Annotated in this window: 14 protein-coding genes, 4 tRNA genes and 2 other RNA genes; 18 read left to right on the top strand and 2 right to left on the bottom strand. The window is 56.0% G+C overall.

All coding sequences use genetic code 11. The annotated features are described in order from the left end of the window. Positions 1 to 6: 6 nt before the first annotated feature. Entirely contained in the window at positions 7 to 1,299 is a 1,293-nt protein-coding gene (gene rhlB, locus N5J69_RS16425; protein WP_013359670.1) for an ATP-dependent RNA helicase RhlB, read from the bottom strand. Between the two features lie 117 nt (positions 1,300 to 1,416). Here rhlB and trxA point away from each other — a divergent pair, with 117 nt between their 5' ends. From trxA to N5J69_RS16335, 18 genes are all read left to right on the top strand, one after another. Beyond that, positions 1,417 to 1,749, top strand: coding sequence for a thioredoxin TrxA (gene trxA / locus N5J69_RS16420; protein WP_003851963.1), 333 nt, complete (start codon positions 1,417 to 1,419; stop codon positions 1,747 to 1,749). A 355-nt stretch (positions 1,750 to 2,104) separates the two neighbouring features. Next, entirely contained in the window at positions 2,105 to 3,364 is a 1,260-nt protein-coding gene (rho, locus tag N5J69_RS16415; protein WP_003851960.1) for a transcription termination factor Rho, read from the top strand. A 280-nt stretch (positions 3,365 to 3,644) separates the two neighbouring features. Continuing rightward, a complete protein-coding gene (wecA, locus tag N5J69_RS16410) occupies positions 3,645 to 4,724 on the top strand; it encodes a UDP-N-acetylglucosamine--undecaprenyl-phosphate N-acetylglucosaminephosphotransferase (RefSeq protein ID WP_279771657.1) in 1,080 nt (359 codons plus the stop codon). Positions 4,725 to 4,729: 5 nt separating this feature from the next. Next, entirely contained in the window at positions 4,730 to 5,803 is a 1,074-nt protein-coding gene (gene wzzE / locus N5J69_RS16405; RefSeq protein WP_279771819.1) for an ECA polysaccharide chain length modulation protein, read from the top strand. Positions 5,804 to 5,813: 10 nt separating this feature from the next. Then, a complete protein-coding gene (wecB, locus tag N5J69_RS16400) occupies positions 5,814 to 6,944 on the top strand; it encodes a UDP-N-acetylglucosamine 2-epimerase (non-hydrolyzing) (protein WP_279771656.1) in 1,131 nt (376 codons plus the stop codon). Then, positions 6,941 to 8,200: a UDP-N-acetyl-D-mannosamine dehydrogenase gene (wecC, locus tag N5J69_RS16395; RefSeq protein WP_279771655.1), complete on the top strand. Its 1,260-nt coding sequence runs from the start codon at positions 6,941 to 6,943 to the stop codon at positions 8,198 to 8,200. The genes wecB and wecC overlap by 4 nt, the downstream gene beginning before the upstream one ends. A gap of 172 nt (positions 8,201 to 8,372) precedes the next feature. Next, positions 8,373 to 9,080 (top strand): dTDP-4-amino-4,6-dideoxy-D-galactose acyltransferase, encoded by a 708-nt coding sequence (gene rffC / locus N5J69_RS16390; protein ID WP_279771654.1) that lies wholly within the window; start codon positions 8,373 to 8,375, stop codon positions 9,078 to 9,080. Further along, positions 9,067 to 10,197 (top strand): dTDP-4-amino-4,6-dideoxygalactose transaminase, encoded by a 1,131-nt coding sequence (gene rffA, locus N5J69_RS16385; RefSeq protein ID WP_279771653.1) that lies wholly within the window; start codon positions 9,067 to 9,069, stop codon positions 10,195 to 10,197. Before rffC ends, rffA begins: the two co-directional genes overlap by 14 nt. Then, the gene (gene wzxE, locus N5J69_RS16380; RefSeq protein WP_279771652.1) at positions 10,197 to 11,447 is read left to right on the top strand and encodes a lipid III flippase WzxE; all 1,251 of its coding nucleotides are present in this window, start codon (positions 10,197 to 10,199) and stop codon (positions 11,445 to 11,447) included. Before rffA ends, wzxE begins: the two co-directional genes overlap by 1 nt. Beyond that, a complete protein-coding gene (locus N5J69_RS16375) occupies positions 11,444 to 12,511 on the top strand; it encodes a TDP-N-acetylfucosamine:lipid II N-acetylfucosaminyltransferase (RefSeq protein WP_279771651.1) in 1,068 nt (355 codons plus the stop codon). Before wzxE ends, N5J69_RS16375 begins: the two co-directional genes overlap by 4 nt. Further along, a complete protein-coding gene (gene wzyE, locus N5J69_RS16370) occupies positions 12,508 to 13,851 on the top strand; it encodes an ECA oligosaccharide polymerase (RefSeq protein ID WP_279771650.1) in 1,344 nt (447 codons plus the stop codon). The genes N5J69_RS16375 and wzyE overlap by 4 nt, the downstream gene beginning before the upstream one ends. A 25-nt stretch (positions 13,852 to 13,876) precedes the next feature. Next, positions 13,877 to 14,617 carry a lipopolysaccharide N-acetylmannosaminouronosyltransferase gene (gene wecG / locus N5J69_RS16365; RefSeq protein WP_279771649.1) on the top strand — a complete coding sequence of 247 codons (741 nt, stop codon included), beginning with the start codon at positions 13,877 to 13,879 and terminating at the stop codon, positions 14,615 to 14,617. Positions 14,618 to 14,775: 158 nt separating this feature from the next. Further along, positions 14,776 to 14,852 (top strand) — tRNA-Arg (locus N5J69_RS16360). Between the two features lie 98 nt (positions 14,853 to 14,950). Continuing rightward, a tRNA-His gene (locus N5J69_RS16355) sits at positions 14,951 to 15,026 on the top strand. A gap of 16 nt (positions 15,027 to 15,042) precedes the next feature. After that, positions 15,043 to 15,129 (top strand) — tRNA-Leu (locus tag N5J69_RS16350). A gap of 20 nt (positions 15,130 to 15,149) precedes the next feature. Then, positions 15,150 to 15,226 (top strand) — tRNA-Pro (locus N5J69_RS16345). Positions 15,227 to 15,258: 32 nt separating this feature from the next. Then, positions 15,259 to 15,374, top strand: a non-coding RNA gene (locus N5J69_RS16340) — RtT sRNA. Between the two features lie 32 nt (positions 15,375 to 15,406). Beyond that, positions 15,407 to 15,522: non-coding RNA, RtT sRNA (locus N5J69_RS16335), on the top strand. A gap of 1,808 nt (positions 15,523 to 17,330) precedes the next feature. Here the strand turns inward: N5J69_RS16335 and hemY are convergent. Then, the gene (gene hemY, locus N5J69_RS16330) at positions 17,331 to 18,527 is read right to left on the bottom strand and encodes a protoheme IX biogenesis protein HemY (protein ID WP_279771648.1); all 1,197 of its coding nucleotides are present in this window, start codon (positions 18,525 to 18,527) and stop codon (positions 17,331 to 17,333) included. Positions 18,528 to 18,529 lie beyond the last annotated feature (2 nt).

The following is an 18,529-nucleotide window of genomic DNA, read 5'->3' as shown; positions in this document are numbered from 1 at the left end:
GGTGCCCTAACCTGAACGTTTGCGGTTGTTGTTGCGTGGGGCACCGCGACGATTGGCGTTATTCCCTCCGCGACGCTGGCCATTGCCGGTACGGCTGCGTTGCAGACGCTTAGGCGGCGGTAAATCGGTTAACAGTGCTTCGCTGCTGTACTTGCTGACCGGAATGCTGTGGCCAATGTACTCTTCAATTGAAGGCAGGTTCAGCGCGTACTCTTCACAGGCCAGGCTGATAGAGTGCCCGCTGGCACCCGCACGACCGGTACGGCCAATACGGTGAACGTAATCTTCACAGTCGTCGGGCAGATCGTAGTTAAAGACGTGCGTTACCGCCGGGATATGCAGACCGCGAGCCGCTACGTCGGTGGCGACCAGAATATCCACATCCCCTTTGGTGAAGTCATCCAGAATGCGCAGACGCTTCTTCTGAGCCACGTCACCCGTCAGCAGGCCAACGCGGTGTCCATCGGCAGCCAGGTGGCCCCAGATATCTTCACAGCGGTGCTTGGTGTTGGCGAAGACAATGGCACGATCGGGCCACTCTTCTTCCAGCAGGGTCTGCAGCAGGCGCATTTTCTCTTCGTTAGACGGATAGAAAAGCTCTTCCTGAATGCGATGGCCGGTTTTTTGCTCCGGTTCCACTTCCACATATTCAGCGCTGTTCATGTGCTCAAAGGCCAGTTCACGAACGCGGTAGGAGAGCGTCGCCGAGAACAGCATGCTCAGACGCTGCGTTGCAGGCGGCATGCGACGGAACAGCCAGCGAATATCTTTAATAAAGCCGAGATCGAACATGCGATCGGCTTCGTCCAGCACCATGACCTGAATGGCACCCAGATTGACGTGATTCTGCTTCGCGTAATCGATCAGGCGACCGGTGGTTGCCACCAGAATATCAACGCCCTGCTCCAGCACTTTCAGCTGTTTGTCATAACCGTCTCCGCCATAGGCGAGACCCAGTTTCAGGCCGGTTGAGGCGGTAAGGGGTTCAGCATCGGCATGAATCTGCACAGCAAGTTCACGCGTCGGCGCAAGAATTAAAGCCCGTGGCTGGTTAACCTGACGACCTTCTGCCGCAGGATGAGAGAGAAGATGATGAAACGTTGACGTCAGAAACGCCATCGTTTTGCCGGTACCGGTTTGCGCCTGGCCTGCAACATCACGCCCTGAAAGCGTAAAAGGCAGAGCTAACGCCTGAATCGGCGTGCAGTATTGAAAGCCTTTACTATCAAGGGCTTCCACCACTTTTGGGTGCAGGGCGAAGTCGGAAAACTTCTGTTCAGTTAAGTGTGTTTTGCTCATAGTGTGGTAGAATATCAGCTTACTATCGCTTTACGAAAGCGTATCCGATGAAATAAAGTCAACCTACATTGGTATATTTTACGCCAATTCGCCAGGCATAATCTTGTGGAGTAAAACATGAGCAGCGATAAAATCGTTCATCTGACTGATGACAGTTTCGACACCGACGTGCTGAAAGCCGACGGCGTTACACTGGTAGATTTCTGGGCTGAATGGTGTGGTCCTTGCAAAATGATCGCGCCAATCCTTGATGAAGTTGCAGAAGAGTATGATGGCAAGCTGACCATCGCTAAGCTGAATATTGACGATAACCCAGGCACGGCACCGAAGTATGGCATTCGTGGTATCCCGACGCTGCTGCTGTTTAAAAATGGCGAAGTCGCCGCGACCAAAGTGGGCGCGCTGTCTAAAGGCCAGCTGAAAGAGTTCCTGAACGCCAACCTGGCGTAATTCAGGGCTGAACGTCTGGCAGTGGTGAATTTATCTCCTGCTGCTGGACGTTCGCTTTCGGGCGTGCTAAGTTACTAATACTGCATTACGAACTTACCTTGTAGTTTGCATCTAAAGTTTTCCCTTGTTGAACCCTGTCGCCCTGTACCTTATAAAGATAGATAGAACGGTTCAGCAATCTTACGGTTAGCTCCAACTCTGGCATCACATTCGGACATCTGCCTGCATACCGATCGCCATTTCATACGATGATCGTCGGGAAGAGCCGAAAAGAGCCATTAACGGCATGGATTAATTGCCATACCACTCACGACAAACATTCCGAGTATTACCCCGAGTTTAAGAACCCATCACTATGAATCTTACCGAATTAAAGAATACGCCGGTTGCTGAGCTGATTACTCTCGGCGAAAATATGGGGCTGGAAAATCAGGCTCGCATGCGCAAGCAGGACATTATCTTTTCAATCCTGAAGCAGCACGCGAAAAGCGGCGAAGACATCTTCGGTGATGGCGTGCTGGAGATTCTTCAGGATGGATTTGGTTTCCTCCGTTCCGGAGACAGCTCCTACCTCGCCGGCCCTGATGATATCTACGTTTCCCCCAGCCAAATCCGCCGCTTCAACCTCCGCACTGGTGACACCATCTCTGGCAAAATCCGTCCACCAAAAGAAGGTGAACGTTATTTTGCGCTGCTGAAAGTTAACGAAGTTAACTACGACAAGCCGGAAAATGCGCGTAATAAGATTCTGTTCGAAAACCTCACGCCGCTGCACGCTAATAAACGTCTGCGTATGGAGCGGGGTAATGGCTCAACGGAAGATTTAACCGCTCGCGTACTCGATCTGGCGTCGCCAATCGGTCGTGGTCAGCGTGGCCTGATCGTAGCACCACCGAAAGCCGGTAAAACCATGCTGCTGCAGAATATCGCGCAGAGCCTGGCGTATAACTACCCGGATTGCGTGCTGATGGTGCTGCTGATTGATGAGCGCCCGGAAGAAGTGACCGAGATGCAGCGTCTGGTAAAAGGCGAAGTTATCGCCTCAACCTTCGATGAACCAGCGTCGCGTCACGTTCAGGTTGCTGAAATGGTTATCGAGAAAGCCAAGCGCCTGGTTGAGCATAAAAAAGATGTCATCATCCTGCTCGACTCCATCACCCGTCTGGCGCGTGCCTATAACACCGTGGTGCCTGCCTCAGGTAAAGTCCTGACCGGTGGTGTGGATGCCAACGCCCTGCATCGTCCAAAGCGTTTCTTTGGTGCTGCACGTAACGTGGAAGAGGGCGGTAGCCTGACCATCATCGCGACCGCGCTGGTTGATACCGGTTCGAAGATGGATGAAGTGATTTACGAAGAGTTTAAAGGTACCGGTAACATGGAACTGCATCTCGCCCGTAAAATTGCTGAAAAACGCGTCTTCCCGGCAATTGATTACAATCGCTCTGGTACGCGTAAAGAAGAGCTGCTCACTTCTCAGGAAGAGCTGCAGAAGATGTGGATCCTGCGTAAGATTATTCACCCGATGGGCGAAATCGACGCAATGGAATTCCTCATCAACAAGCTGGCGATGACCAAAACCAATGATGAATTCTTCGATATGATGAAGCGTTCATAATCCGATACTGCCTGGCCGAACCACAGATTTGGCTTTTTTAGTTCAAATGCGCAGAAAATCGACCTTACGCCACGTCCCGACGTGGCGTTTTTCATTTGTGAGCTATAGGATTGAACACTGGCAGGAGCATTTATAATGACTGTGGTAGCGATGGCGAATTTTTGACCGTTCGTCTGTCTCTTTATGCAGAATTCGGAATCCGACACCGCGATAAGCGCGCTTTTTCGCGTATTGTGGTGCGGGATGTTAGCTGAGAGCGTTTAACGTGAATTTACTCACTATGAGTACTGAGCTTGGTTTAATTTTTCTCTTTTCCCTGGCTTTCCTCTTTTTTGCTCGAAAAGCAGCTAAAAAAATTGGTTTAGTTGATAAGCCTAACTCTCGTAAACGCCATCATGGCGCGATTCCGTTGGTGGGCGGCATTTCTGTGTTCGCAGGCATCTGCTTTGCGTTTGCCATTACGAATTACTATCTGCCACACGCGCTGCTCTATCTCGGCTGCGCCGGTATCCTGGTGCTGGTCGGCGCACTGGATGACCGTTTCGACATCAGCGTTAAAATTCGTGCGGTGGTGCAGGCGATTGTTGCCCTGGTGATGATGTTTGGTGCAAAACTCTACCTGCTCAGTCTGGGCTTTATCGTCGGCCCGTTCGAGCTTATCGTGGGGCCATTTGGCTATGTGCTGACGCTGTTTGCCGTCTGGGCTGCCATCAACGCCTTTAATATGGTGGACGGCATCGACGGCCTGCTGGGCGGACTCTCCTCGGTCACCTTTGCCGCGATGGGAATCATCCTCTATTTCGACGGGCAGACCAGCCTCGCGATGTGGTGTTTTGCGATGATTGCCGCCACGCTGCCCTATATCCTGCTTAACCTCGGCTTCCTGGGCCGTCGCTTCAAGGTCTTTATGGGCGATGCCGGCAGCACCATGATCGGCTTCACCATTATCTGGATTCTGCTGGAAACGACGCAGGGTCTGAGCCATCCCATTACACCCGTTACCGCACTCTGGCTGATCGCCATTCCCCTGATGGATATGGTGGCGATTATGTATCGCCGCCTGCGTAAAGGCATGAGCCCGTTCTCAGCCGATCGTCAGCATATCCACCATCTGATTATGCGTGCCGGTTTTACCTCGCGTCAGGCCTTTGTGCTGATTACCGTTGCGGCGGCCATCCTCGCAGGGATCGGGGTACTGGGCGAATATCTGGCGTTCATCCCGGAGTGGGTGATGCTGCTGCTGTTCCTGGGCGCTTTTATGGTTTATGGCTACTGCCTGAAGCATGCGTGGCGCGTGGCGCGACGTATCCGGCGCATCAAGCGTCGTCTGAGCCACCATCGCGAAGCAAAAAATAAATGAACCCGATGCTGAAAAAGGATAACTCTGCCATGCCTGCTGACGTTGTGGACAACGAACTGGATATTCGCAGCTTCTGCTGCCGTTTATGGCGTGGCAAGCGCTGGATTGTCGGGCTGGCGGTGCTGTTTGCGCTGATCGCCTGGCTGGCTACGCTGCTGCTGAAACAGGTCTGGAGTACCACAGCAATCACCGATCGTCCTACCGTGAACATGCTGGGCTCTTACTATGCGCAGCAGCAGTTCCTGACCAATCTGGATGTCCGAAATAATGCCCTGACTCTGGCTGCACCTTCGCCGACGGTGATGGATCAGGTTTATCAGGAGTTCACGATGCAGCTCGCCTCCTGGGATACGCGTCGGGAGTTCTGGCAGCAAACGGATTACTACAAAAACCGTAAAACCGGCAATGCGCATAACGACGCCGCGCTGCTCGACGATATGATCGGCAATATCCTGTTCACGCCCGCTGACGCCGCGCATAACCTGCCCGATAGCGTCAAACTCAAAGCGGAAACCGCTGGCGACGCAAACAACCTGCTGCGTCAGTACATCGCTTACGCCAGTGAACGCGCCGCACGTCATCTGAATGATGAGTTAAAAGGGGCCTGGCGGGCGCGCACCGACCAGTTGCAGGCGCAGGTGAAACGTCAGGAAGATGTGGCTAACGCGGTGTTCCAGCGCCAGCAGCATCGGCTGGAGCAGGCGCTGAAGATCGCCAGCCAGCAGGGGATTAACGAGAAACAGGCGCGTGAAGCGGGTGAGAACCTGGCAGACAGTGACCTGTTCCTGCTGGGCCAGCGCGTTTTACAGGGACAGCTTGATACCCTGCGTGCCACCGGTCCGGGGTTTGATATCAGCTATGATCAGAACAGAGCCATGCTGAGTACGCTGCAGACCGGACCCAAACTGAACAGCCAGTTCCAGACCTACCGTTATCTGCGTACGCCGGAAGAGCCGGTATCACGTGACAGTCCGCGACGTCTGTTCATGATGATTATGTGGGGTGCCGTTGGCGCATTAACAGGTGCGGGTGTGGCACTGGCACGTCGTCCGCGTCTGATGTCAGACACGCATGATTGAGAGAAACAGTGTGAAAGTTCTGACCGTATTTGGTACTCGTCCGGAAGCGATTAAGATGGCACCGCTGGTGCAGGCGCTGTCGCAGGATCCCGCTTTTGAATCGCGACTGTGCGTGACCGCACAGCATCGCGAAATGCTCGATCAGGTGCTGCGTCTGTTCAAGCTTGAACCGGACTATGATCTCAACATTATGCGTCCTGAGCAGGGGCTGACCGAGATCACCTGCCGCATTTTAGAGGGCATGAAAACCGTCCTGCTCGACTTTAAACCGGACATTGTGCTGGTGCATGGGGATACCACCACCACGCTGGCGGCCAGCCTGGCCGCTTTTTATCAGCAAATTCCGGTCGGGCATGTAGAGGCGGGTCTGCGTACCGGCGATCTCGCTTCGCCCTGGCCGGAAGAGGGGAATCGTAAGCTCACCGGCCATCTTGCCCGTCTGCACTTCACGCCCACCTCCCGGTCACGTCAGAACCTGTTACAGGAGAATCTGCCCGATGCGCGCATTATCGTCACCGGCAATACGGTCATTGATGCGCTGCTGTGGGTTCGCGATCGGGTGCTGGATGACAGCAATCTGAACGCACAGCTGGCGGCGCGCTATCCGTTTCTCGACCCGGATAGAAAACTGGTGCTGGTCACCGGTCACCGGCGTGAAAGCTTTGGCGGCGGCTTTGAGCGCATCTGCAGTGCGCTGGCGCAGATTGCCCGCCAGCATCCCGAGGCGCAGATTGTCTATCCGGTGCACCTCAATCCCAATGTCAGCGAGCCGGTTAACCGGATACTCAGCGGCATTGAAAATATCATCCTGATTGAACCCCAGGAGTATCTGCCTTTTGTCTGGCTGATGAACCGCGCCTGGCTGATTCTGACCGACTCCGGCGGCATTCAGGAAGAAGCGCCTTCACTGGGCAAGCCGGTGCTGGTGATGCGCGACACGACCGAGCGTCCTGAAGCGGTTGATGCCGGTACCGTCAGACTGGTGGGAACAGATGTCGCCAGAATTGTGGCCAGTGTCAGCGAATTGCTGAGCGACGACGCTGCCTGGCAGGCGATGAGCCATGCCCATAATCCCTATGGCGATGGCAAAGCCTGTGGTCGTATTTTACAAGCCTTAAAAGATAACCGAGCCGAATTATGAGTTTTGAAACCATCTCCGTGATTGGACTGGGATACATTGGGCTGCCGACGGCAGCCGTTTTTGCCTCAAAGGGAAAAAAAGTGGTGGGCGTGGACATCAATGCCCGCGCCGTTGAAACCATCAATCGTGGCGCAATCCACATCGTGGAACCCGATTTGGATCAGGTCGTGCATGCCGCTGTAACGCGCGGTGACCTGCGTGCCACTACGCAGCCCGAAGCCGCTGACGCCTTTCTTATTGCCGTACCGACGCCATTCAAAGATGATCATCAGCCCGACCTGCGCTTTGTCAAAGCGGCGGCAGAGTCGATAGCACCGGTACTGAAAAAGGGCGATCTGGTGATTCTGGAGTCGACCTCACCGGTGGGCAGCACGGAACAGATGGCCGACTGGCTGGCTGCGGCGCGTCCCGATCTGCGCTTTCCGCAGCACGGCGAGACGCCCGATATTTTTGTCGCCTACTGCCCGGAGCGCGTGCTGCCTGGTCAGGTGATGGTTGAACTGATCAACAATGACCGGGTGATTGGCGGCATGACGCCCGCCTGCTCCGCCCGTGCCAGCGAGCTGTATCGTCTTTTCCTGAAAGGCGAATGCGTGGAAACCAACGCCCGTACCGCCGAGATGTGCAAGCTGACAGAAAACAGCTTCCGCGATGTGAACATCGCCTTTGCCAATGAGCTGTCGCTGATCTGTGCCGATCAGGGGATCAACGTCTGGGAGCTGATTGCGCTGGCGAACCGCCATCCGCGTGTCAACATTCTGCAGCCAGGGCCGGGCGTCGGCGGTCACTGTATTGCCGTCGATCCCTGGTTTATCGTGGCGCAGAATCCCGAGTTAGCCCGCCTGATCCGCACGGCGCGTGAGGTGAATGACGCCAAGCCGCAGTGGGTGCTGGACCAGGTGAAAACCGCCCTGGCGGACTGCCTGACGCAGACCGGCAAGCGTGCCAGCGATATCACCATCGCCTGCTTTGGCCTGGCTTTTAAACCCAATATTGATGACCTGCGCGAAAGCCCGGCGATGGGCGTGGCACAGAAGATTGCAGAATGGCACAGCGGCACCACCTGGGTGGTTGAACCGCACATTGAGCAGCTTGCTGATTCCCTGGCTGATAAAGCCGGACTGGTCTCCTGCGAACAGGCGCTGGCAAAGGCCGATATTCTGGTGATGCTGGTCGATCACCGCGCCTTCCGCGCCATTGATGCCGCCTCTGTTCAGCAGAACTGGATTGTCGACACCAAAGGTGTGTGGCGATAACGGATCACCGGCGGTGCCGGTTTTATCCGTTGTAAACTGGTGCGCTTTACCCTTTGAACGGCTGACCTGTGGGGCCGACTGGCGTACAACTGGCTGAGCGATGCACAGCTGCGGGCCGCCGGCGAAGCGCTGATGAAAACCGGCTACGGCCACTACCTGCTGGATTGATTGCATGCCCGTCCACGTCAATATTCATCCCCTTAGCTGGGAAAGTGCGTTCTTCGGTGTTGAAACCGTGCGGCTGGAGCCGGAAGGTGACATTCCGCTGGAGCAGGCGCTGCAACACCCCTGTACACTGATGCAGATGAAGGTGGATGCCAGCCAGACGGCGCTGATTGATACGCTGCAGCAGCATCAGTTCCAGCTGGCAGAAGGTGAAGCGGACCTGACGCTGACGGTTGAACAGACGGCGCGACAGGCGGGGATTCGGATTGCGCGTGAAGCGCAGATCCCACAACTGCGCGATGCGGCGTCTCAGCTCTTCAGCCAGAGTCGTTTCCGTGCGCCCTGGTACGCGCCGGACGCCAGCGGACGCTTCTACGCGCAGTGGATTGAAAATGCGGTGCGCGGGACGTTTGACGATCAGTGCCTGGTGGCCAGTGATGCCGCCGGTCAGCTGCAGGGTTTTGTTTCGCTGCGCGCAGTGGACGGCGATGCCCGCATTGGCCTGCTGGGCGTGCTGCCTGACGCGCAGGGGCAGGGGCTGGGTCAGCGGCTGATGCTTGCGGCGGCCGACTGGGCGCGGGTAAGACAGTTGTCTCAGCTTCGGGTAGCCACCCAGCTCAGTAATCTCACGGCGATGCGCCTCTATTCACGCAGCGGTGCCCGGCTCGACAGTACCGCCTACTGGTTTTACAGGAAAGGTCATGATTCCATTTAATGCGCCCCCCGTTGTGGGCACAGAAATTGAGTATATGCAGTCGGCGATGAACAGCGGCAAGCTGTGCGGTGACGGCGGATTTACCCGTCGCTGTCAGCAGTGGATGGAGCAGCGTTTTGGCAGCAAAAAAGTGCTGCTGACCCCCTCCTGCACCGCTTCGCTGGAGATGGCGGCGCTGTTAATCGATCTGCAGCCCGGCGATGAAGTGATCATGCCGAGCTACACCTTTGTCTCTACCGCCAACGCCTTTGTGCTGCGCGGTGCGCGTATCGTGTTTGTCGATGTGCGCCCGGACACCATGAACATTGACGAAACGCTGATTGAAGCGGCCATCACGGAAAAAACCCGCGCCATTGTGCCGGTGCATTACGCAGGCGTGGCCTGTGAAATGGACACCATTATGGCGCTGGCGGCAAAGCATAAGCTGTTTGTGATTGAAGATGCGGCGCAGGGCGTGATGTCACGCTACAAAGGCCGCGCACTGGGCACCATTGGTCATATTGGCTGCTTCAGTTTTCACGAAACCAAGAACTACACCGCTGGCGGCGAAGGTGGCGCAACACTGATCAACGACGCCAGCCTGGTTGAGCGCGCCGAGATCGTGCGGGAAAAAGGCACCAACCGCAGCCAGTTCTTCCGGGGTCAGGTTGATAAATACACCTGGCGTGATATGGGATCGAGCTATCTGATGGCCGATCTGCAGGCCGCCTATCTCTGGGCGCAGCTGGAAGCTGCTGAACGTATTAACCAGCAGCGGTTACGCATCTGGCAGCGCTATTACGATGCACTCCAGCCGCTGGCAGCGAAGGGCCGCATCAGCCTGCCGGTGATTCCCGCCAGCTGCGAACACAATGCGCACATGTTTTACATCAAACTGCGCGACCAGGACGATCGCCAGGCGCTGATCGACTGGATGAAAGAGGCCGAGATACTGACGGTGTTCCACTATATTCCGCTGCACAGTTCGCCTGCTGGTGCGCGTTTCTCACAGTTTGCGGGCGACGATCGCTTTACCACTCGTGAAAGTGAACGTCTGCTGCGCCTGCCGCTGTTTTATAACCTGTCGGATAACAATCAGAGCACGGTTATCAGCTCGCTGCTGAGCTTCTTTTCCTGATGTCATTAGCCAGAGCCTCAGTGTGGACCGCGTCGTCCACGCTGGTAAAAATTGTGTCTGGTCTGCTGGTGGTCAAACTGCTGGCGGTCAGCTTCGGACCTGAAGGGGTAGGCCAGGCGGGTAACTTCCGTCAGTTGATCACCGTGCTGGGCGTACTGGCGGGCGCGGGCATCTTCAACGGCGTTACCACCTATGTGGCGCAGTATCAGCAGCAGCCCGGACAACTGCGGGCGATGGTGGGCACGGCATCGGCTATGGTGCTGGGCTTTTCAGGTGTGCTGGCGTTGCTGTTTCTGCTGGCGGCAGCACCCATCAGCATCGCGCTGTTCGGACATGACCGCTATCAGGGCGTCATCCGCGTCGTCGCCTTTCTTCAGCTCGGCATCGCCTGGGCCAACTTTACCCTTGCACTGCTGAAGGGCTATCGCGATGCACGCGGTAATGCGCTGGCGCTGATTCTCGGCAGTCTGACTGGCGTGGCGGGCTACCTGCTCTGCTGGTGGCTGGGCGGCTATCAGGGTGCATTGATTGGTCTGGCGCTGGTGCCAGCCTTGCTTCTGCTGCCTGCGTTACTGATGCTGAAACGCCGTGCGCCGCTGCCGCTTAGCTGGCTGCGACCACAATGGTATCCTGAGCTGGCGCGTAATCTGGCAAAATATACGCTGATGGCGCTGATCACGGCCGTGACCTTACCGGTTGCCTGGGTAATGATGCGTAACCTGCTTGCAGAGCAGCAGGGCTGGGCGCAGGTCGGATTGTGGCAGGGCGTGACCAGCATTTCCGATGCCTATCTGCAGTTTATCACCGCAACGTTTAGCGTCTGGCTGCTGCCGACGCTGGCGCGGCTGGACACCAAACGCGACATTGCGCGTGAGATTGGCCGCGCACTGCGCTTTGTTCTGCCCGCCGTGGCGGTTGCCAGCTTCGGCGTCTGGGTGCTGCGTGATATCGCCATCAGCCTGCTGTTCTCTGAGGCTTTTCGCGGAATGCGCGATCTCTTTGTCTGGCAGCTGTGCGGCGATGTTTTTAAAGTCGGTGCCTATGTTTTCGGATATCTGGTTATCGCCAAAGCCTCGCTACGCTTTTATGTTCTGACTGAGATCAGCCAGTTTCTGCTACTGACCCTGTTCTCACGCTGGTTGATCCCGTTACAGGGCGCGACGGGGGCGGCGCAGGCCTATATGTTTACCTATATGGCTTACTTTGCCCTGTGTTGTGGCGCTTTTATTGTTTACTGCCGGAAAAAATGACTTTAATTCACGTTTTGGGATCGGACATTCCCCACCACAATCTGACGGTGCTGCGCTTTTTCAACGACGTACTCAGCGTTGAGCAGCCTGTCGCTTCGCCACGCCATTTTATGGTGGTTACACAGCAGCCTGAAAATCTGGCACCGTTCAGTGCATTGCAGATCGAGTGCTTTGCCAGCAAGAAAGCGCTGGCACAGGCGGTACTGCAGCGGGCGAGAGATCGTCAGCAGCGGTTTTTCTGTCACGGTCAGTTTAATCCGTGGATCTGGCTGGCGTTACTCAGCGGTCAACTGCGCCGTTCACAGGTGTTCTGGCATGTCTGGGGGGCCGATCTCTATGAAGATTCGCGCAGCCTGAAGTTCCGTCTGTTCTATCGGGTTCGCCGGATAGCCCAGGGACGTGTTGCACAGGTTTTTGCGACCCGTGGCGACCTGCATCACTACCAGCAGCGCCATCGCCGCGTGCCCGGCTCACTGCTCTATTTTCCGACCCGAATGCCCGATGCTGCCGTCGGGCAGACTCCCGCTGAGCCCTTTACGGTGCTGCTGGGCAACTCAGGCGATCCGGCTAACCGACACATTGACGGCTTAAAAGCGATTCACGCCCGGTTTGGCGAGCAGGTTCGCATCGAAGTCCCGCTGGGCTATCCGCCAGACAATCAGGCGTATATCAGTCAGATTCAGGCCGCAGCCGATGCGCTATTTCCGGACGGTCAGGTGAATCTGGGGCGTGAGAATCTGGCATTTGATGATTACTTAGCGCTGCTGGCGCGCTGCCATGTCGGCTATTTCATGTTTGAACGTCAGCAGGGGGTGGGAACACTCTGCCTGCTCATCCAGGCCAACGTGCCGTTTGTCCTGACGCGTAAAAATCCATTCTGGCGTGATGTGACCGAACAGCAGCTTCCTGTATTGTTCAGCGAAGATGCGCTGTCGCCTGCGGTGATTGCCGAGGCGCGCCGTCAGCTGATGCGCTGTGATAAACAGGCGATTGCCTTTTTTGCGCCGGGTTATCTGGCAGGCTGGCGGGCAGCGTTACAGCTCAGCGAGGGGGAGTTGTCATGAGTTTTATGCAGTTTGGCGGCCTGCTGGTGGTCTATCTGCTGTCGCTGGTTTTTATTCTGACGCTGACCTGGCGGGAGTTTAAGCGCGTCCGTTTTAACTTTCACCTGTTCTTCACGCTGCTGTTCCTGCTGACCTTTTACTTCGGCTTCCCGCTGACCGCCGTGCTGGTGTTTCGCTTTAATGTGGAGGTGATGCCGGTTGAGAGTCTGCTGGAGGCGCTGCTGTCGGCCACGGCGTTTTACGCCATTTATTACGTCAGTTATAAAGTGCGGCTGAAACCGGCCAGTGCGCCTCCGGCGAAACCCTGGCTGCAGATGAACCGGGTTGAAACGCACCTGACCTGTGTGATTCTGGCGCTGGTGGCGCTGGGCACCGTGACGGTGTTTTTCATCCACAACGGTTTTCTGCTGTTCCGTCTGACCGCCTATAACCAGATTTTCTCCAGCGAAGTGTCGGGCGTGGCGCTTAAGCGCTTTTTCTATTTCTTTATTCCGGCCATGCTGATCCCCTACTTTTTGCGTCCGACGCGCCGCAACTGGCTGCTGTTCCTGGTGGTGACCGTGGCGTTTGGTTTACTGACCTACGCACTGGTGGGGGGAACCCGCGCCAATATCATTATTGCGTTTGCCCTGTTCCTGTTTATCGGGATTACCCGTGGCTGGATTACCTTGTGGATGCTGGCAACCGCAGGTGTGATGGCGATTGCCGGGATGTTCTGGCTGGCGCTGCGCCGCTATAACCTGGATGTCATGGGCGATGAAGCGTTCTATACGTTCCTGTATCTGACGCGTGATACCTTCTCGCCGTGGGAGAATCTGGCCCGACTGCTGGATAACTACGACAAAATTGAGTTTCAGGGGCTGGCACCGCTGTGGCGTGATTTCTACGTGTTCATTCCGACCTGGCTCTGGCCGGATCGCCCGCTGGCGGTGTTAAACAGTGCGAACTACTTTACCTGGGAAGTGCTGAACAACCACTCTGGCCTGGCGATTTCACCCACGCTAATCGGCTCACTGGTGGTGATGGGGGGCGTCTGGGCGATTCCGATCGGTGCCGTCGCGGTAGGGATGATTATTAAAGCCTTTGATGCGATCTACCAGCGTGGCTGCCTTGAAGCCAATCGTTATACCGGTGCCATTCTGCAAAGCTTCTGTTTTGGCGCGGTGTTTAACATGATTGTGCTGGCACGCGAAGGTCTTGATGCGTTTGGCTCACGTGTGGTCTTTTTCTGCCTCATTTTTGCCATCTGTCTGGGCATGGCTAAATTACTTTTCTGGTTACTGGATCGCGCAGGTTTAATCCGCGACCGCAGCAGGCGGGTGTTGCATAGCCCGCTCTGATTAACCTCTGGGATTGACGGAAGATATGACAAAGTTAACTGAGACGCCGCAGTACCGGATTCGCGGCGTTGAGTTGTATGGCTTCGAAAACATGCCGTCGGCGGTAGATTTTCTGATGCCGCCGCAGAGCGTTCGCAGCGGTATTTTAGTGGCGATCAATGCAGAGAAGATTCTGACCGCTGAGCGGGATGAGGGATTGCGCACGCTGTTAGCCCAGGCGGAATATGCGTATGCCGACGGCATCAGTATCGTGCGCTCGATTCGTAAAAAATACCCGCAGGCGTCAGTGCAGCGCATTGCAGGGGCAGACTTATGGGAAGCGCTGATGGAACGCGCCGGGCGGGAAGGGACGCCGGTGTTTCTTATCGGTGGTCGGCAGCAGGTGCTTGATGAAACCTGCAATAAGCTCCGTCGCCAGTGGAACGTGAATATTGTCGGGGCGCAGGATGGTTATTTTGCGCCAGCCGATCAGGATGCGCTGTTTGCACGGGTTGCGGCCAGCGGCGCGAAGCTGGTGACCGTGGCACTGGGCTCGCCGCGTCAGGAGCTGCTGATGCTGGCGTGCCGTGCATACTGGCCTGATGCGCTCTATATGGGGGTGGGTGGAACCTATGATGTGTTCACCGGTCGCGTGAAGCGCGCTCCTAAAATATGGCAGCGGCTGGGGCTGGAGTGGCTCTATCGTCTGATTCGGCAGCCCGCCCGCCTGCGCAGGCAACTAAAACTGCTTAAATATTTGCGCTATCACTGGCGTGGCGATCTCTGATATTGCTGATAAATGCCGCATTTTTGCGCGTTGCGCGTGTGGAAATGCACTATTTGTCGACGAAATGCACAAAGCGTAATCAAACGCGTCTTTTTATTTAAAAAGCACTAGACACGATGGGCGCTTATCTCTAGTATGCACATCCGCAACGGCGCTACGCGCCCGTAGCTCAGCTGGATAGAGCGCTGCCCTCCGGAGGCAGAGGTCTCAGGTTCGAATCCTGTCGGGCGCGCCATATCGTTTGTGCGCATGAGCTTCGGTGGTTGATTTACCGCGGTTGGCAGTAAAGATTTAAATGCTGCAGGTTTTAAACTTGTAACATTAAGAATAGTGGTGGCTATAGCTCAGTTGGTAGAGCCCTGGATTGTGATTCCAGTTGTCGTGGGTTCGAGTCCCATTAGCCACCCCAGATTTTGCTGGGATACGCGAAGGTGGCGGAATTGGTAGACGCGCTAGCTTCAGGTGTTAGTGTCTTAACGGACGTGAGGGTTCAAGTCCCTCTCTTCGCACCAGGCAAAACAGTTAAAAAAATCGGCGAGTAGCGCAGCTTGGTAGCGCAACTGGTTTGGGACCAGTGGGTCGGAGGTTCGAATCCTCTCTCGCCGACCATTTTTAGAAACCTGTCTGAAAAGACAGGTTTTTTTTCGTCTGCTGAAAAGAGGATGAGGACCTCCGAAGGAGGTTTGAGCCGAGCGAAGCGAGACAACGTTGCTTCAGCAACGGCCCGCAGGGCAGGGTAATCCTCTCTCGCCGACCATTTTTAGAAACCTGTCTGAAAAGACAGGTTTTTTTTCGTCTGTCAAAAAGAGGATGAGGACCTCCGAAGGAGGTTTGAGCCGAGCGTAGCGAGACAACGTTGCTTCAGCAACGGCCCGTAGGGCAAGGTAATCCTCTCTCGCCGACCATTTTTAGAAACCTGTCTGAAAAGACAGGTTTTTTTTCGTCTGTCAAAAAGAGGATGAGGATTTCTGCGGAAGATATGGATCGGGTTAGGTGCTGTGGAACAAGGTTGCTGTGAGTCTGAGCTTGCGAAGGGAACACGGTCAGATCGGAAAGTCGCTTAAGCCATCCATGGCCGCTCGGCCCACTGTGGGACGCTTTGCTCTTCTGCCCGTCTTCCCTGCGCGTTGAGCATAGTTATTGGTGCAAGAGTCACTTTGCTTTGGGCCCGCCAGTCGTCTGAGATGCCCATGTAAGTTCCCGATGCGTCTGCCAGACGTGAAGCGAAGTGAGCATACGCCTGTAGCAAAGCATCGCGGGTCAGGGATGGCCCGCGCTGAGCCTGCCAGGGATGGCGTCTTTTGCGTCTTTGCGGAAGGCGTATGCTCCCTGAAGCCCGCACAGCGGTGAGTACGCACGGGCGAAGGGAACACGGTCAGATCGGGAACTCGCTTAATCCATCCATGGCCGCCGGGCCAACACCGTCCCTGGCGTGGGACGCTTTCCTCCTCTGACCGTGTTCCCTGCGCGTTGAGCATAGTTATTGGTGCAAGAGTCACTCTGCTTTGGGCCCGCCAGTCGTCTGAGATGCCCATGTAAGTTCCCGATGCGTCTGCCAGACGTGAAGCGAAGGGAGCATACGCCTGTAGCAAAGCATCGCGGGCCAGGGATGGCCCGCGCTGAGCCTGCCAGGGATGGCGTCTTTTGCGTCTTTGCGAAAGGCGTATGCTCCCTGAAGCCCGCACAGCGGTAAGTGCGCACGGGCGAAGGGAACACGGTCAGATCGGTAACTCGCTTAAGCCATCCATGGCCGCTCGGCCCACGCCGTCCCTGGCGTGGGACGCTTTCCTCCTCTGACCGTGTTCCCTGCGCGTTGAGCATAGTTATTGGTGCAAGAGTCACTCTGCTTTGGGCCCGCCAGTCGTCTGAGATGCCCATGTAAGTTCCCGATGCGTCTGCCAGACGTGAAGCGAAGGGAGCATACGCCTGTAGCAAAGCATCGCGAGCCAGGGATGGCCCGCGCTGAGCCTGCCAGGGATGGCGTCTTTTGCGTCTTTGCGGAAGGCGTATGCTCCCTGAAGCCCGCACAGCGGTAAGTGCGCACGGGCGAAGGGAACATGGTCAGATCGGTAACTCGCTTAAACCATCCCAGGCCGCCGGGCCCACTGTGGGCCGCTTTGCTCTTCTACCCGTCTTCCCTGCGCGTTGGGCTTCTTCATTGCGGCTCAATCACGCTGCTTTGATTTCGCCCGCAGTAAAAGCAGAAGCGGTAGCGTCGTGAATTGCCGACAGATAACCCATTGTTATTGTTAAGTTAACGGTAAGGATGACCTTGCTGTCTCCATTAAGAGACAGCGAAATTCGCTGCTGTCGCCGGATACCGACACTTCCTGCCGAACCGTGCTAAGTCAAAACGTAGTAGCCTGATTAAAATAATGATTTATAAGGACTTTAAAAATAAATCTTAACCTGGCACGGCGTGTGCAATACTCTTGCTGTAGATGCTCATTCCACCTCTTATGTCTGCTGATGCTGCATAAACCTGGGAATGATGCAGAGCCAATTTTGGGTACCTGTTGTCTGCCTGCCTGTATCGCGTAAGCCTTACAGGGTTAACAGACACCACGTTGAGTCGGGTACCTCCCGGTTGTCTTACCGACCTGATCTTACACCTGCCACTGGCAGGTGTTTTTTTTGCCTGCGTAAAGCTGCAGGCAAATTGCGGGCACAAAAAAGCCGGGCGAACCCGGCTTTGTCCTGTCTGGGAACAGCATCAGACGCCAGAATTCGTCTTCAGCGTCAGCAACAATCCTTCACGGCGCATTTTTGCGGCCTCTTCAGGACGATGCAGGCGATCATACACATCCGCCAGCCACGCATAATCAAACGCATCCGGACGCTGTGCCAGCGCCTGCTGCAGCGCGTCTGCGGCCTGCTGCCATTCGCCATGACGCATCAGCAGCTGTCCCAGCGTACTGTGCAGCAGCGGCGTTGCGCCATGCTGTTTGATCTGCTGGCGCAGTGCCTTCTCCAGCGCTTCCGGATTACCGCTTTTAATGCGAGGCATCAGCAGAACCAGACGGTCGTCATAATGACGCTTCAGGCCTTCCAGCACGATCGACTGTGCGGTGTCGTGATCGTCGCACTCAATCAGATGATCCGCCATCGCTACCTGCAGGGTCGTATCCTGACGGGTTTTGCGGCTCAGCGTGCTCCACCAGCGCTTCAGGCCATCACTGCCCTGGTCGGCCATTGCCTGATTCATCAGGCCCAGCCAGGCCTGCTGCTGTAACGCATCACGATGCAGCTCATCACCAACCTGTGACTTCTGCATGGCAGGCAGAATATCCAGCAATGCACTCCAGGCACCCGTACGGACGTAAGCCTGTTCGGCCAGACGCAGCACTTCAGGATGACGCGGAGCCACTTCCAGCAGGCGGTCAATGCTGTGACGCGCCGCGTGATCTTCATTGCGGGCCAGCTGAATACGAGCGCGGGCAATTTCTACCGGGATAGTATTGCTTTCCGACAGCTCTGCAGCACGTTCAAGATGCTGATTGGCGCGGATTTCATCACCACGCTGCTGGGCGGCTTCCGCGGCAAGCAGGTAGTTCGCTACAGGCACATCGGCGTGATCGGCATCTTTAGAAAGCAGTTTTTCTACCTGACGGTGATCGCCTTCTGCAAGCTTCATCAGCGCTGACTGGGTATGACGCTGGGCGCGACGGCGCTTACGTCCGGTAAACCAGCCACGGGTACGCGCCCCGGTATGCAGCACGCGGCGCAGCAGCCATTCCACCGCCAGAATCACCAGCAGGCTGATGATCAGGATAATCACCAGGCCGGTAACGCTGGTTTCGATATTCCAGTTATCGGTCTGGATCAGCACATAGCCCTGATGACCGGCAATCATCGGTCCCAGCACCACGCCAGCAATCAGCAGGATAAAGAGGATAAATACCTTAAGCATGC

It is taken from the genome of Pantoea sp. GD03673 (genome assembly GCF_029844725.1).
Taxonomy (GTDB): Bacteria; Pseudomonadota; Gammaproteobacteria; order Enterobacterales; family Enterobacteriaceae; genus Pantoea.
Note: the sequence above shows the minus strand (reverse complement) of the source record. Positions and strands in the feature narration are given on the sequence as shown.